This is a genomic window from Flavobacterium niveum, from assembly GCF_055231775.1.
Genome location: NZ_JBUYSX010000006.1, coordinates 276,985 through 292,178 on the forward strand (window position 1 = coordinate 276,985; position 15,194 = coordinate 292,178).

11 protein-coding genes are annotated in these 15,194 nt (G+C 47.0%); 7 read left to right on the forward strand and 4 right to left on the reverse strand.

The genetic code is table 11. The features are described from left to right. Positions 1-49 precede the first annotated feature (49 nt). Entirely contained in the window at positions 50-1,228 is a 1,179-nt protein-coding gene (locus tag ACZIX4_RS15985; RefSeq protein ID WP_463336641.1) for a right-handed parallel beta-helix repeat-containing protein, read from the reverse strand. Between the two features lie 97 nt (positions 1,229-1,325). Continuing rightward, complete coding sequence (locus ACZIX4_RS15990; protein ID WP_463336642.1) at positions 1,326-2,522, reverse strand: T9SS type A sorting domain-containing protein; 1,197 nt, start codon at positions 2,520-2,522, stop codon at positions 1,326-1,328. Positions 2,523-3,788: 1,266 nt separating this feature from the next. Between ACZIX4_RS15990 and ACZIX4_RS15995 the strand changes: the two genes are divergently transcribed. The 7 genes from ACZIX4_RS15995 to ACZIX4_RS16025 all read left to right on the forward strand — a co-directional run bounded on the left by ACZIX4_RS15995 (position 3,789) and on the right by ACZIX4_RS16025 (position 11,871). After that, positions 3,789-4,946 (forward strand): homogentisate 1,2-dioxygenase, encoded by a 1,158-nt coding sequence (locus ACZIX4_RS15995; RefSeq protein ID WP_463336643.1) that lies wholly within the window; start codon positions 3,789-3,791, stop codon positions 4,944-4,946. A 304-nt stretch (positions 4,947-5,250) separates the two neighbouring features. Next, positions 5,251-6,411: a 4-hydroxyphenylpyruvate dioxygenase gene (hppD, locus tag ACZIX4_RS16000; protein ID WP_463336644.1), complete on the forward strand. Its 1,161-nt coding sequence runs from the start codon at positions 5,251-5,253 to the stop codon at positions 6,409-6,411. 301 nt (positions 6,412-6,712) lie between these two features. Continuing rightward, positions 6,713-7,480 carry a DUF3108 domain-containing protein gene (locus ACZIX4_RS16005; protein WP_463336645.1) on the forward strand — a complete coding sequence of 256 codons (768 nt, stop codon included), beginning with the start codon at positions 6,713-6,715 and terminating at the stop codon, positions 7,478-7,480. A 6-nt stretch (positions 7,481-7,486) separates the two neighbouring features. Next, on the forward strand, positions 7,487-8,419 hold the full coding sequence (locus ACZIX4_RS16010; RefSeq protein WP_463336646.1) for a tryptophan 2,3-dioxygenase family protein: 933 nt from the start codon (positions 7,487-7,489) through the stop codon (positions 8,417-8,419). Positions 8,420-8,443: 24 nt separating this feature from the next. Further along, on the forward strand, positions 8,444-9,682 hold the full coding sequence (locus ACZIX4_RS16015; RefSeq protein ID WP_463336647.1) for a peptidoglycan DD-metalloendopeptidase family protein: 1,239 nt from the start codon (positions 8,444-8,446) through the stop codon (positions 9,680-9,682). Positions 9,683-9,689: 7 nt separating this feature from the next. Next, the gene (pgi, locus tag ACZIX4_RS16020) at positions 9,690-11,333 is read left to right on the forward strand and encodes a glucose-6-phosphate isomerase (RefSeq protein WP_463336648.1); all 1,644 of its coding nucleotides are present in this window, start codon (positions 9,690-9,692) and stop codon (positions 11,331-11,333) included. 130 nt (positions 11,334-11,463) lie between these two features. Further along, positions 11,464-11,871 carry a VOC family protein gene (locus tag ACZIX4_RS16025; RefSeq protein ID WP_463336649.1) on the forward strand — a complete coding sequence of 136 codons (408 nt, stop codon included), beginning with the start codon at positions 11,464-11,466 and terminating at the stop codon, positions 11,869-11,871. Positions 11,872-11,997: 126 nt separating this feature from the next. On the opposite strand, the gene ACZIX4_RS16030 is transcribed toward ACZIX4_RS16025, so the two are convergent. Beyond that, positions 11,998-13,422 carry an MATE family efflux transporter gene (locus tag ACZIX4_RS16030; RefSeq protein ID WP_463336650.1) on the reverse strand — a complete coding sequence of 475 codons (1,425 nt, stop codon included), beginning with the start codon at positions 13,420-13,422 and terminating at the stop codon, positions 11,998-12,000. Positions 13,423-13,979: 557 nt separating this feature from the next. Further along, positions 13,980-15,188, reverse strand: a complete 1,209-nt coding sequence (locus tag ACZIX4_RS16035; protein WP_463336651.1) for an ABC transporter permease — start codon at positions 15,186-15,188, stop codon at positions 13,980-13,982. Between the last annotated feature and the right edge of the window lie 6 nt (positions 15,189-15,194).

The window sequence follows — 15,194 nt, forward strand, 5'->3', positions numbered from 1 at the left end:
CAAATAATACACCTGTGCCGGGAAAGAACCCTATTTAAGCTGTAAAAAATCAGTTGACAATCAGTTTCCCTGTGATTTGTCCTTTGGCATGAGTTGCTTTATATACATAAACGCCTTTGGCTATTTTTGAAATATCAATGCTGTTAAGTCCGTTGGCACCTGATACCAATACCTCCTGCCCCAAAAGCGTGAACAACCGGAAGCTAACCGGCGCAACACCCGAAGGCCAGTCAATCATCAGGGTTTCAGCGGCAGGGTTTGGGTAAACGCGTACGTGCAAATCTCCGTTAGCAGTGAAACTGTCACCGGCTGCTACAGGCTCGCCGCACTCCCACAGCACATTGGCTGCACCGTTCGCGCTGAAGTCGTTATCGGAAATCGTGGTGTTGGTTACCGCATGTACACAGTTTTTAATGCGCACACCGTTTTCGGCACTGTTGTGTATAATGTTATTCTTAATGATGCAGCCGTCTTCGCCACCCACATTGTTCTGGAACGTAATGGCGCTAAGGTTGTGGGTATCGTTTATGGTGCAGTTCTGTATGCTTGCGCCGTTAACATCGTCAATGCCAATGCCGCCTACACCACGGGTACTCACATTATTTTCGTTGAATAATGAATTGGTTACAATACAGTTGTCGCTCCCCAGGTCTATGGTAAGGCCCTCGCCGTGGTTCAGGAAGCAGTCGGCACCGGTAATGGTCGTTTCGGGGCTGTTGTTCTGCGAAATCCCTACCCAACTATTATGATGCGATTTTACATCGGTCAACTCATTATTGGCAGCGCCGTCCAGCAGTATGCCTGCCCTCCAGCTTGAAGGCCCTCCGGCACTGTTGTTGCCACAGTCCGATACATTTACATTGACCAAATGGTTATTGTCTGAAAATACCATGATGCCGGGCCCGCCCTGGTCCTGCCCCAGCAGCCTGAAATTTTTCAGCGTAACGTTGTTTGTGCCGTCGGGTATTACAATCGCGGCAACATCGGCAGTGGTGCCATTGGTCTTCTGGATAATCGTACCCATGCCTACCCCCTGTATCGTAATGCTTTTATTTACCGTAATGGTTTGCGAAACATAATAGGTTCCCGCTTGCAAATTAAGCGTTGCGCCCGGAGCAGCATTGTTAATATAGGCCTGGATGTTATTGGTGCCCAACGGTATGTCTACTGCAAAAGCGGCGGTGAGGTTAAGGAGCAAAGCAAGGGCTAAAAATATAATTTTCTTCATAATCAGGATTCAGGTTTAAGACAATAGCATCCCGCCGGTTTTGCCAATACAGCCAAACCACGACGGGATGCTTTTATAGTTATAAATGCAGTATTTATTAATTAATAATCAGCTTCCCGTTTGCGGTACCCTGCGAATGGGCCACCCTGTACAGGTAGACTCCTTTGGCAACCGATGAAACATCAACCTGCCCGGACTGCCGCTCTTTTTGCAGCTGTACCGACAGTACGCGTTGGCCCGAAAGCGAAAACAGTTCGAAGCTTACAGGTTCTTCCTTTTTGCCAAAACTGTACGTTACATACCCTGATGCCGGGTTAGGGAACAGCGCTACAGAAACATCACTAACCTTACCCGGTGCCGGTGCAAACTTGTTTGATGTAGAGCCGGGCGAACATTCCCAAAGCTCGTTGGTACCGGCGTTACCGCTAAAGCTGTTCAGGTCTACCGTGGTGTGGGTTACGGCGTAGGTACAATTCTTTATCCTCACCCCGTTAAGGGCGCTGTTGTTTATGGTGTTGTTTTTTATGATACAGCCGTCTTCGCCGCCCACATTGTTCTGGAACGTAATGCCCGAAAGGTTTTTGGTACCGTTAATAGTGCAGTACTGTATGTCGGCACCGTTAACATCGTCTATGCCAATGCCGCCCACACCGCGGGTGCTTACATTATTTTCGTTGAATAACGAATTGCGCACAATGCAGTTATCGCTGCCCAGGTCTATGGTAAGGCCCTCGCCGTGGTTCAGGAAACAATCGGCGCCGGTAATGCTGCTTCCGGGGCTGTTGTTTTGCGATATGCCCACCCAGCTGTTGTGGTGCGATTTTACATTAGTTAGTTCGTTATAGGCAGCCCCGTCCAGGATGATGCCCGAACGCCAGCTGCCCGGCCCTCCGGCACTGTTGTTGCCGCAATCGGAAACGTTGACATTTATAAGGTGGTTACTGTCTGAAAACACCATGATGCCGGGCCCGCCCAGGCTTTGCCCCAGCAGCCTGAAATCCCTCAGCGTACAGCCGTTAATACCATCGGGTATTACAAAAGCAGCGACGTCGGCCGAGGTGCCGTTTGTTTTCTGGATAATGGTGTTCATGCCCACACCCTGGATGATGATGTTCTTGTTCAGCGTAATAACCTGCGAAACATAATAGGTACCCGCCTGAAGGTTAATGGTAGACCCTGCACTGGCACTGTTAATAGCAGCCTGGATGTTGTTGGTACCCGGCGGTACCGTTACGGCAAATGCTGCGGTGATGCTGAAGCAAAGTAGCAGCGTTAAAAAAGTAATTTTTTTCATTGGGTTTATTTTTTAAATTATGTTTTTTGTTGCGTGAAAATTGAAAAATCATCAACTACAACGTTTTCAAAGTTATATGGATTTCAATTTTGGCACTGTGGGCAACTGTTTCAATCTTTATGCGAAATGTGCCAAGTTTGATTTTGAGGCACGCAGAAGCGCCCGCTGAACGGATTTGTAGAAAAAGGAAATGTTATGGGGATTTTTGATGGGTTTTGAAGTTGATGCTGCGGATTTGCAATGGTTTCGGCTTATGCTCGCTCCTGGATGAGAATTTTGTAACACAGAGACACACGGAGAAGGCACAGAGTTTCGCAGAGAAAGTTATTACTCAAAGTTTCTTACAATTAACTTAAAGCACACAGAGCATTCCTTCGGAATGGAGGAAGGACGCAGAGTGTCCGTCCACAATTTTCAGATGCCGTCTTGGCGAGCGGAGGTACGGAGCGCGGCCATCTTATAACGTAATAATAATGAGACTGCTTAGTACCTAGCTGGGACGGGACGAGTAAAATCAGCCACGCCAAAACTTGGCGGCTTTGCGACTTTGCGTGCCATTATATCTCGCAAAATCGCAGAGACGCAAAGATGCTTATGGGAGATTTATATACAGACAAACCACACCGAGTGTAGCTCCTGGCAACCTTCAACCACCCCGCAAAATTACAACAGCATCCTTCACAAGGTACTGAAGGCATTCGTTCAGTAAAATCCACCCGAGTGAAGCTCCCAACAACCGGCAACTGACAACCAACAACTACAAACCATGAACCATAAACAAAAAACCACACGTAGTACTGAAGGCATTTGTTCAGTAAAAACGCTGTGGAAAATGTGGAATATCCGGGTGGGTGTGTGGAATGGCGAATTTTATTAAAATATTGATTTTTAAAGCATTGTGATTTTTAGGCAACACTAAAAGTCCACAGGTTTTTGTACTTATTTGTACAAAAAGTGGAATATCTCCCTGTTGATAACTTTATTGTAAGGTTTTGCTTTCAAAATTAGAAACTACGTAACCACGGCTGCGGTTTTTGTTATTAATATAACATTTCAGTCAGCGCTACAACGATTTACATTGCCGAATATTTATTTTTAGCACAGAAAATAAATGTAAAATTAAATTTTTACGATATTTGTTACATGAAACCGCAATGGCAGGGCTTACTTACGTATCTTAAGTTCCTAATTAAGAGGAACCCGGAATGATTTTGGCATACCGATTCGCGCCATTACATTATTTAATTCATTAAATTTGAAACTGTTATGCCTATATACCACAAATTAGGAAATATACCGCAAAAGCGCCACACGCAGTTCGAGAAGCCCGAAGGCGGGTTGTACTACGAGCAGCTGTTTGGCACCGAGGGCTTCCACGGGCATTCGGCTTTGCTGTACCATGTGCACCGCCCTACGCAGGTAAAGGAGATACTGAAATCGTACTCGGTTGAACCTAAAATTGCCATAGACAAAAATATTAAGTCGCTGTTATTCAAAGGTTTTGAACTAAAACCTGAAGCCGACTTCCTGGACAGCCGTAAGGCCATGCTGGTGAACCGCGACTGCATCATAGGGCTTGCCGCACCGCAGCAATCGCTGCGCAGCTATTTCTATAAGAATGCTGATTCGGATGAGATGCTGTTCATCCACCGTGGCACGGGTACGCTGCGTACGCTTATGGGCAACATCCCGTTTGAGTACGGCGATTACCTGGTGATACCGCGCGGCATGATTTACCAGATAGATTTTGACACAACGGACAACCGTATTTTTTATGTAGAATCTACCGCACCTATCTATACACCAAAGCGTTACAAAAACGCCAGCGGCCAGCTGCTGGAGCATTCACCGTTCTGCGAGCGTGATTTTAAGCTGCCTGTAGAGCTGGAAACGCACAACGAAAAGGGCGACTTCATCGTGAAGATTAAGAAGGAAGGCATGCTGCACGAAGTAGTGTACGCCACGCACCCGTTTGATGTGGTGGGTTGGGACGGTTACAACTTCCCGTATGGCTTTAGCATCCATAACTTTGAGCCGATTACCGGCCGTGTGCACCAGCCGCCTCCGGTGCACCAAACCTTTGAAACCAGTACGTTTGTGGTGTGTTCGTTCTGCCCGAGGCTGTACGATTACCACCCTAAGGCGATACCGGCACCCTACAACCACAGCAACATAGACAGCGACGAGGTACTGTACTACGTAGACGGCGATTTCATGAGCCGCAACAACATAGAGCAGGGCCATATAACCCTGCACCCTAAGGGCATACCGCACGGGCCCGCACCCGGGGCCATGGAACGCAGCATCGGCAAAACGGTGACTGAAGAGCTTGCGGTTATGGTAGATACCTTCCGTCCGCTTATGGTTACCGAGGAAGCTATGGGCCTTGATGATGGACAGTACTATAAGAGCTGGGTGGAGTAAAAGCCTCACCCACAGCCCCTCTCCAAAGGAGAGGGGAGTAACTTCACTCGAACCTGATTATGGTTCTATGTACATTCGAGTGAAGCTAAGGCATCAGCCTTTGAGCGTTAAGCAAATTATGGAATGAGGTGTAAAAACATTTGCTGTTTGAGCGCAGCGAGTTCAAATGTTTTAGCCGAATGAAATAATTTGTAGCGTAAAAGGGTGCGAGCCTTGATTTTTTGGTTCTTTTGCATCAAGGCAAAAGAACAGGACAAAACAAAAAACCACTGACACCATGTCAGTTAACAAAAGAATAAACTTTATGGAAAGAGAAGTTAAAAACGTAGAATACGGATTAGAAAAGATATTTGAGGGTGCGCAGGACTTCCTGCCGCTTATGGGTACTGATTATGTAGAATTTATTGTGGGCAATGCCAAGCAGGCTGCACACTACTACAAGACCGCTTTCGGCTTTCAGTCGGTGGCGTATGCAGGGCTTGAAACCGGCCTTCGCGACAGGGCGAGTTATGTGCTTAAACAGGATAAAATCCGCTTTGTATTTACTACCCCGCTTACTGCCGACAGCCCGCTTAACGACCATATTGTAAAGCATGGCGATGGCGTTAAAGTAGTAGCACTTTGGGTAGAAGATGCACGCAAATCGTTTGAAGAAACTACCAAACGCGGCGCTAAAGTATACATGGAACCTACCGTGGAAACTGATGAGTTTGGCGAGGTGGTACGTGCCGGTATTTATACTTATGGCGAAACCGTACACATGTTTGTAGAGCGCAAAAACTATAACGGCACCTTCCTGCCTGGTTATAAAGAATGGAAAAGCGACTACAATCCCGCCCCTACCGGCCTTAAATACGTAGACCACATGGTGGGCAACGTGGGTTGGAACGAAATGAATACCTGGGTTAAATGGTATGAGGATGTTATGGGCTTTGTAAACTTCTTATCATTTGATGATAAGCAGATTACAACCGAATATTCGGCACTGATGAGTAAGGTAATGAGTAACGGTAACGGCCGTATCAAGTTCCCAATCAACGAGCCTGCCGAGGGTAAAAAGAAATCACAGATTGAGGAATATCTTGACTTTTACGGTGGTGCGGGCGTGCAGCACATTGCCATCGCTACCGATGATATCATCAAGACGGTGAGCGACCTTAAATCACGTGGCGTGGAGTTCCTTTCGCAGCCACCGCAGGCCTATTATGATGCCGTACCAAGCCGACTTGGCGCACATAAAGATGCGTTTAAGGAAGACATCCTTGAAATACAGAAACTGGGTATCATGGTAGATGCCGATGAGGAGGGCTACCTGCTGCAAATCTTCACCAAGCCGGTGGAAGACAGGCCTACGCTTTTCTACGAAATCATACAGCGTATGGGTGCCCGCGGTTTTGGCGCCGGTAACTTTAAAGCACTGTTTGAGAGCATAGAACGCGAACAGGCATTGCGCGGAACGCTATAAAAGCATCATATTTTTAAACATTCATTAAAAAACACACCGAAAATAACTTCACTTTTAGCAAATTTATGTTAAAGTGATTTTTAGAGAAAGAATTATGCAACAAAAAGCAGTACTTTTGCACCGCGAAAAAGAAAGTGGTAATTAATGTATTCTTTTTAGCAAGTAAATTTTCATAATTTATAGTTTTTGGTTGGTTAATAGCATAAAAACCCGGTCATACTTTTGACTGGGTTTTTTTGTTTTCTTATTTTTGGAACAGAAATTGCATTTTCCGATCAAAACACCAAAAGAAAAATTTACTATGAGAAGATTAATGGTTATTATTATGCTTTTTGTGACGGCATTAGGTTTTTCGCAAAGTGCATTTAAGACGGGGGAATTTTTCAAGTTCAGGATACACTACGGTGTGGTAAACGCAGGGTATGCCACACTGGAGGTAAAAGATGCAACCAAGAACGGTAAAAAGGTATACCACGTAGTGGGCAACGGCTATACTACCGGTATGACCAAGTTCTTTTTTAAGGTAACCGACCTGTACGAAAGCTATTTTGACAGGGAAACGGGCAAACCGTACCAGTATGTGCGCAAAATAGACGAAGGCGGCTACACCAAAGACCAGGAAGGTTTTTTTAACCAGGCCAATAATACTGTGCTGGTTAAGGACTATAAGCACAAGAAACAAAAGACCATTTCGGTAACCGAAGATGTGCAGGATATTGTTTCCACCTTTTACTACCTTAGGAACCACCCGAAGGTAGACAAGCTGAAGGTGGGCGAATCTGTAAACGTGGATATGTTTTTTGACGATGAAGTGGTAAAATTTAAACTAAAATTCATGGGTAGGGAGGATATATCCACTAAATTTGGCACCGTTTCTACTATGATATTCCGCCCCCTTGTACAGGCCGGGCGTGTATTTAAAGAAGAAGAGAGTTTAACCGTCTGGATTTCAGACGACGACAATAAAATACCCCTAAGGATAAAGGCCAGCCTGGCCGTAGGTTCGCTTAAGGCCGACCTGGAGTCGTACTCAGGCCTTGTGAACCCGATGAAGGTAAAATCGAAATAACACACAATGGAGATCACATCCCCTATAGCCGAAAAACTGGACGAACTTGAAAAGAAGTTCAGCGCGATTAACCAGCGCACCGAAACCCACCTGGAAGGATTGTTATGGGCCAAACCCATTACCTACTGGGATTATATACAAACCGATGCGCTGCTGAACCTGCAGATACAGCGCACCACGCTGCCCGATGAAATGGTATTTATTATGTACCACCAAATCAACGAGCTGCTGTTTAAAATGATACTTTGGGAAATCGACCAGCTGTGCCATACGGATGTGCCCACCGCCGAATATTTTACCGAAAAGCTGCGCCGCATAAGCCGCTACTTCGACATGCTTACCACCTCGTTTGACATTATGGGCGATGGTATGGAAATAGAGCAGTACATGAAGTTCCGCAATACGCTTACCCCGGCCAGCGGTTTCCAGAGCGCACAGTACAGGCTGATTGAATTTGCCAGTACCGACCTTATAAACCTTATAGACTACCGCTACAGGCATAACATAGACCGTAATACGCCTTATGAGCATGCCCTGGAGCACCTGTACTGGCAGGCCGCAGGCAAGGACTACCATACCGGCGAAAAAAGCTACCTGCTTGCCGAGTTTGAGCGCCGCTATAAAGGCGAGTTCCTTCGCTTTATGGAAGAATACAATACCATAAACATATGGCGCAAGTTTAAGCAGCTGCCCGAAGACCGCCAGGCAAACCCTGAGCTGGTAGCAGCCATGCGCCACTACGACTATACGGTAAACGTTACCTGGGTTATGGGCCACCTTAATACCGCCCGCAAGTACATAGAAAGCACCAGCGGCCCGCAGGAAGCTACCGGCGGCAGCGACTGGAAAAAGTACATGCACCCTAAGTACCAGCGCAGGATATTTTTCCCGGAGCTATGGTCTGAAGAAGAATTACGCACCTGGGGAGAAAATGTTTAAAACCGTACTATTAAAACATCAGCATTGAGATATCTTGTAGCCATACTTACACTACTAACATTAATAGCCTGCAACGACAAAGAGGAAACCAAAAAGCCGCAGACAGTAGCCCCAAAGCCTAAAGTAACCAAAGAATACGGCTTTGTAACCAATGATTTTACCGTGGTGCACGACACCATAAAACGGGGCGATACCTTTGGCGGACTACTGGGAAAGGAAGGATATGATGCAGCCGCAATACACAAGATAACCGAGGCCATAAAGGACACTTTTGACCTTCGCGACATCCGTGTGGGGAAACCCTATGCGCTGTTCAGGGCAAAGAAAGACCCTAAGGCATTGCAGATGTTTATTTACGAGCCTGACAACCTGAGCTTTTATGTGGTAGACCTTCGCGACAGTATAGCCAAAGTGAGCAAGACCGTGAAGCCCATAACCATAAAGCGCAGGGTGATTGCCGCACAGATAGAAGGTTCGCTTGCCGAAACGCTGGACAAGGCGGGTGCAAGTGCCGCAATGGCGCAGGAACTGGCCGATGTATATGCCTGGACCATCGACTTCTTTAAAATACAAAGGGGCGATAAGTTTGCCGTAGCCGTAAACGAGCGCTACATAAGCGACAGCATATATGCAGGCGTAGAAAATATAGAATCATCGTTCTTTGAATATAAAGGCGAACGCATTTATGCATTCCCTTATAAAACAGACGAAAAGGCGAAAGCGCAGTATTACGACGAAAACGGCAAGGTACTGAAAAGCATGTTCCTTAAGGCACCGCTTAAGTTCAGCCACATAACGTCGCGTTTTTCGCCCAAGCGTTTCCACCCGGTTACCATGCAGTGGAAAGCCCACAACGGTACCGACTATGCCGCCCCTACCGGCACGCCTATTATGACCACCGCCACAGGTACGGTAATACAGGCGGGCTATACATCGGGTAACGGTAATTATGTAAAAGTGAAGCACAACGGCACCTACACCACCCAGTACCTGCACATGAGCCGCATACTGGTACACCGCGGGCAGCACGTAACACAGGGGCAAACCATTGGCCTTGTGGGCAGTACCGGCCTTGCCACCGGGCCGCACGTGTGCTACCGTTTCTGGAAGAACGGCGTACAGGTAGACGCGCTGAGGCAGAAATTGCCCAACTCGCTGCCTATGGACAAGAAATACATACCGGCCTACCTGGAGCACATAAAACCGCTTAGGAAAGAGCTGGATGACATTGCAGAAAAGAAATTAAACTCCTCAACAAAATAGAAGAAAAATGGCTTTAGACAACATTAACCCTACCCATACCCCGGCATGGAAAGCGCTGCAAGGCCACTTTGCCGAAGTGAAAGACGCCAAAATGCAGGACCTGTTTGCCGCCGATGCGCAGCGTGCAGAGAAATTCCACATTCAGTGGGAAGACTTTTTGGTAGACTTCTCTAAGAACATCGCTACCGAAAAAACATTTGAACTACTTCAAAACCTTGCCAAGGATGTAAACCTTAAAGGCGCTATAGATGCGTACTTTGGCGGCGAGGCCATAAACCGCACCGAAGGCCGTGCTGTACTGCACACTGCATTACGCGCCCCAGAAAGCGCTGAAGTACTGGTAGACGGCGTTAATGTTATCCCTGAAGTATATGCCGTTAAAAATAAAATAAAAGCCTTTACAGCATCTGTAATCAGCGGTGAATTTAAAGGTTACACCGGCAAAGCCTTTACCGATGTGGTAAACATAGGCATTGGCGGGTCTGACCTTGGCCCTGCCATGGTGGTAGAATCGCTTAAATTCTACAAAAACCAGCTGAACGTTCGCTTTATCTCTAACGTAGACGGCGACCACGTTATGGAAAGCCTTAAAGGGCTTAACCCTGAAACTACACTATTCGTAGTAGCTTCTAAAACCTTTACCACACAGGAAACACTGAGCAATGCCGAAACAGCGCGCAAGTGGTTCCTGGAGTCGGCTTCATCTGAAGATGTGGCCAAGCACTTTGTGGCGGTTTCTACCAACATACAAAAGGTTACCGAGTTCGGTATAGCCGAAGAAAACATATTCCCGATGTGGGACTGGGTTGGCGGACGTTTCTCACTATGGAGCGCCGTGGGCCTTACCATAGCCCTTGCGGTAGGTTACGATAACTTCGACAACCTGCTGAAAGGTGCCAACAAAATGGACGAGCACTTTAAAACGGCGGAATTTGACCAGAACCTGCCGGTAATGCTTGCACTGCTTAGCGTATGGTACAACAACTTCTTCGGTGCAGAGAGCGAAGCGCTTATCCCGTATACGCAATACCTGCAAAAACTTGCCCCATACCTGCAACAGGGTATTATGGAAAGTAACGGTAAAAGCGTAGGCCGTGATGGCGAGGTAGTTAACTACCAGACCGGTACTATCATTTGGGGTGAGCCGGGCACCAACTCACAGCATGCGTTCTTCCAGCTGATACACCAGGGCACCAAGCTTATTCCTACCGATTTCATTGGCTTCAGCCAACCGCTACACGGTAATGCCGATCACCACGAGAAGCTGATGAGTAACTTCTTCGCACAAACTGAAGCGCTGCTTACAGGCAAATCTGAGGCTACTGTGCGTGCTGAGTTTGAAAAAGCAGGTACCGCTGCCGATAAGGTAGAATACCTTACGCCATTTAAGATATTTGCAGGCAACAAGCCTACAAACACCTTCCTGATTAAGAAACTTACCCCGGAAACCCTTGGCTCTCTTGTAGCATTATACGAGCACAAGATTTTTGTACAGGGCGTTATCTGGAATATTTTCAGCTACGACCAGTGGGGTGTGGAGCTTGGTAAACAGCTTGCCAACTCTATCCTTGACGAAATCAAATCAGGTGAGGTTAAGGCACACGATGCTTCTACTTCTTTCCTTGTAAAAGCATTTCTTGCACAGAAGTAATTTCTACTGAAATGATATACAGAACGCCTCACTTTGTGGGGCGTTTTTTTTGGTTTTAAAACCCCTCCTGACACACCCTTGTCACAACCCGCATGTACGTTTGCAGTAATAAATACTAAAAGCAACAATCATGAATTTCGTTTCAACAAGGATTATTACCGCCGATGTACAACAACTGGTACATTTTTACGAACAAATAACCGGGATAACCGCCATACAATACACCGAAGATTTTGCCGAACTGAAAACCCCAACCACAATCCTGGCCATAGGCAGCATGCGCAGCTTACAGTTTTTTGGTGGCGATGCCGTGGCACAGGCCGCAAAAAACCGCAGTGTTATCATAGAGTTCCTGGTAAAGGACGTGGACAGCGTTTACGAAAAGTTGGAACTACTATTAGAGCCCGGCCTTGTACAGCAGCCTAAAACCATGCCGTGGGGAAACCGTTCGTTGCTGTTCCGCGACCCCGATGGTAACCTGGTCAACTTCTTTACACCGTTATCCACTGAAGCCATTAAGCGATTTGAAGAGCAGTAGTTTATTGAAATGATATACAGGACGCCCCACGATGTGGGGCGTTTTCTTGTAAGTTAAATTGCACATCCGCTCGAAATGGAAGACCTATAGCTTTATAGATTAAAAAGACGTTGCAGTGCAACGTCTCTACACCTTCACCGCTTTCCACTTCCCTTTCTTAAAAAGGATAAAGCTGGCAATACTCATACAGGTTTCGGCAACGGGAATGGCTATAAACACCCCAACAGGGCCTAAACCCGCCTGTATGGACAAAAGGTAGGCCAGTGGTATCTGGAACAGCCAGAAGCCAAAGAAATTGACCATAGTAGGCGTTTTGGTATCGCCAGAGCCGTTAAACGCATTGATAAGCACCATACCCATACCGTAAAACACATAACCGGCGCTAAGGATGCGTATCGCTTTTACAGCGATATCATGCACATGCGGGTTGTTTGTAAAGAACCACATCATGGGATCGGCGGCCAGCAGGGTAATCGCCATGATAATTGCCATATAGCCCACGTTAAACTTCGCCGTAACCCATACCGAGCGTTCGGCGCGTTCTACCTGCTGTGCGCCCAGGTTTTGCCCTACCAGCGTAGCCGCAGCCCCGCTAAGCCCCCAGGCAGGCAGCATAAAGAACATCATGATACGCAGCGCACTCTGGTACCCGGCCGAACCTTCATCACCGCCCGTATCGGCTACTAGCTTGGCAAGGAAAATCCAGCTGCAACTGGCTATGACAAACTGCATAATGCCCGGAGCGGCAACTTTTACCAAAGCCTTTATCTGTCCCCAGTGCGGCTTAAAATACGCAAGCGAAACCTTCAGCACGCCCTTGCCGTTAAACAGGTTGTACAGCTGGTACAGCACACCCACACTGCGGCCTATGGTAGTAGCCATGGCAGCCCCTGTCAACCCGAAAGCAGGTACGGGGCCAAGCCCTTTTATGAATAGTGGGCAAAGTATTATGTTGGCAATATTGGCTATCCAAAGGCTTTTCATGGCAATGGCGGCATTGCCCGCCCCACGGAAAACGCCGTTCAGCAAAAAGAGCAGCATAATTACAAAGCTGCCGCCCATCATCAGGCGGGTAAACGGCGCTCCAAATTCAGCCGAGCGCACCGACGAACCCATAAGCACCAGTATGTCCTGTGCATAAATAACCCCGGCAACGGCTATCACCGCATTAATGGCTATGGCTACAATAACGGCCTGCATACCGGCTTTAGCAGCGGCTTCGGGGTCCTTCTCCCCTACACGGCGCGCCACCATGGCGGTAGCGGCCATGCTCATGCCTATGGCTATGGAGTAGATTACGGTAAGTACCGATTCTGTAAGGCCCACGGTTTGCACGGCAAAACTGCTGTCTTTAAGGTGGCCCACAAAATAAAGGTCTACCAGCGCGAAGACGGATTCCATCATCATCTCCAGCATCATGGGTATGGCCAGTAATATTACGGCGCGGCGTATGCTGCCCGTGGTAAGGTCTATGTTTTCGCCATTAAGCGACTGTTTCAAAAGTGAAAAGAAACGCTTCAGGGCACTTGGTTTTTGTCCTGTCTGTGTCATTATTTTAAAATGGTTTGGTGAACGATATGATTGTACAGGGCGCAGTTTGCACCCGGGGTCAACTAAAAATTTTCAGCCTGCATTAAGGCTTACAAAACAATCATATGCAAAAGAGTGGAATACAAATATAGGGTTTTCCCGAAATAAAAAACAGATTTTATTAGCTGCCTGAAAATGTAAAATTTTGAACCACATAGGTACATAGTCAAAATGTTCAAAATATACAGTGCTACATAGTCGAAGCTGCGCTTCACATAGCCATGTGAGAAATTATCTTTGCCTTTGTGTTATTAAAAATTACTTCGTGGACTTCGTAGCTTTCCAAAGGAAAGCCTTTGTGAACTTTACAGAAAAAAAGAAATTGTGAACTTCGTGAAAAACTTTGTGAACCTTGTGGTAAAAAAATTCTCGCAAAGCCGCTAAGTCGCCAAGATGTGTCCGCACGATAGTCTCAAAAGGGAATAGCTTCACGCATAGGCATGGGTTTAATAACGCGTACACCGATAAATCCTTAATCTATGTAACTATATGGTTAGATAAATTTAGCCTGTAGTAAACTAACTTTCCAGCAAAGAAGTATTTACCCGGGAAGCCGCAATGCGCGATGCTATAACACCCAGTATGAAGATGGTTGCCAGTACCACCACTACATTGGTCATGGTAAAGGCCGTAGGGTATGCCATGTTTTCGGTAATCATAACAAGGTTAAACTGCTGTTGCAGCCAAACCACAAGCACACCGATAACCATACCAAATATGGCGCCTATACCGGTAATAAACACCCCTTGTATAAAGAAGATGTTGCGCAGGCTGCTTGTTTCGGCACCCAGGCTGTGCAGGGTACGTATGTTTTCCTGCTTGTCCAGTATCAGCATAATCAGCGCACCGGCCAGGCAAAACAGCGTAAGTACCACCACCAGCGTACAAAACAGATAGGTAACCAGGTTTTCGGCGTTCAGCATTTTGTATAGTGAATCGTTCAGCTGGGCGCGGTTTTTTACGTCGACTTTACCTTCAAAAAGTTTTGACAGCCCATCCCTTATGGAAGATTCACTGGCGCCGGGTTTCATTTTCAGTTCAATGCCGGTGTATTGGTTCGGCTTAAACTGCAGCATGTCCTGTGCAAGCGACAAGGTGCAAAACACGTATTTGTTATCGATATCCTCATTTACCGAATACACGCCCATAACCACCAGCTGCTCGGTATTAAAACCTTCCTCCGGCGAATCGATAGCGCCTTTACCAGGCTTTGGCACATATACTTCAAGGGCATTGTTCAGGTTTAGCAACCCCAGCGATAGCCTGTGGAAAATGCCGCCACCCACCACAACCTGGTTGGTTTCCGGGGCCAGCCATTCGCCACCCAAAAGGCGTTTTGGGTCGTTCATGGAGGTAACATTGTTGTACAGGCTGTCTACGCCCTTCATGTAGGCCACCTGCTCCTTGCCGTTGTAGTAAAACAGCACACGCTCTTCGGCTACAAAGGTATAGGCCGCAACGCCTTCCATATTTTTAATTGCAGAAAGCTGCGCAGGGCTCACCATAAATGATTTCCCCTTGGCGGGAAACACCTTCAGGTCGGGGTCGGTATCATTAGAAAATGAAAGGCTGAAGTCTTTTAACCCGCTGAACACCGACATGATAATGAACAGTGCGGCGCTGCTTACCAATATGCCCAGCACAGCAATCCACGTAATAATGTTTACGGCGGTGCTTTTACTGCGGCTTATGGTATAGCGGCCTGCTATGTACAGCGGAAATGACACGTATAG

What these genes read in the sequence shown, in the direction of transcription:
- ACZIX4_RS15985 (WP_463336641.1), bottom strand. Translation starts at nt 1,228, where the DNA reads ATGAAGAAAATTATATTTTTAGCCCTTGCTTTGCTCCTTAACCTCACC.
- ACZIX4_RS15990 (WP_463336642.1), bottom strand. Translation starts at nt 2,522, where the DNA reads ATGAAAAAAATTACTTTTTTAACGCTGCTACTTTGCTTCAGCATCACC.
- ACZIX4_RS15995 (WP_463336643.1), top strand. Translation starts at nt 3,789, where the DNA reads ATGCCTATATACCACAAATTAGGAAATATACCGCAAAAGCGCCACACG.
- hppD (WP_463336644.1), top strand. Translation starts at nt 5,251, where the DNA reads ATGGAAAGAGAAGTTAAAAACGTAGAATACGGATTAGAAAAGATATTT.
- ACZIX4_RS16005 (WP_463336645.1), top strand. Translation starts at nt 6,713, where the DNA reads ATGAGAAGATTAATGGTTATTATTATGCTTTTTGTGACGGCATTAGGT.
- ACZIX4_RS16010 (WP_463336646.1), top strand. Translation starts at nt 7,487, where the DNA reads ATGGAGATCACATCCCCTATAGCCGAAAAACTGGACGAACTTGAAAAG.
- pgi (WP_463336648.1), top strand. Translation starts at nt 9,690, where the DNA reads ATGGCTTTAGACAACATTAACCCTACCCATACCCCGGCATGGAAAGCG.
- ACZIX4_RS16025 (WP_463336649.1), top strand. Translation starts at nt 11,464, where the DNA reads ATGAATTTCGTTTCAACAAGGATTATTACCGCCGATGTACAACAACTG.
- ACZIX4_RS16030 (WP_463336650.1), bottom strand. Translation starts at nt 13,422, where the DNA reads ATGACACAGACAGGACAAAAACCAAGTGCCCTGAAGCGTTTCTTTTCA.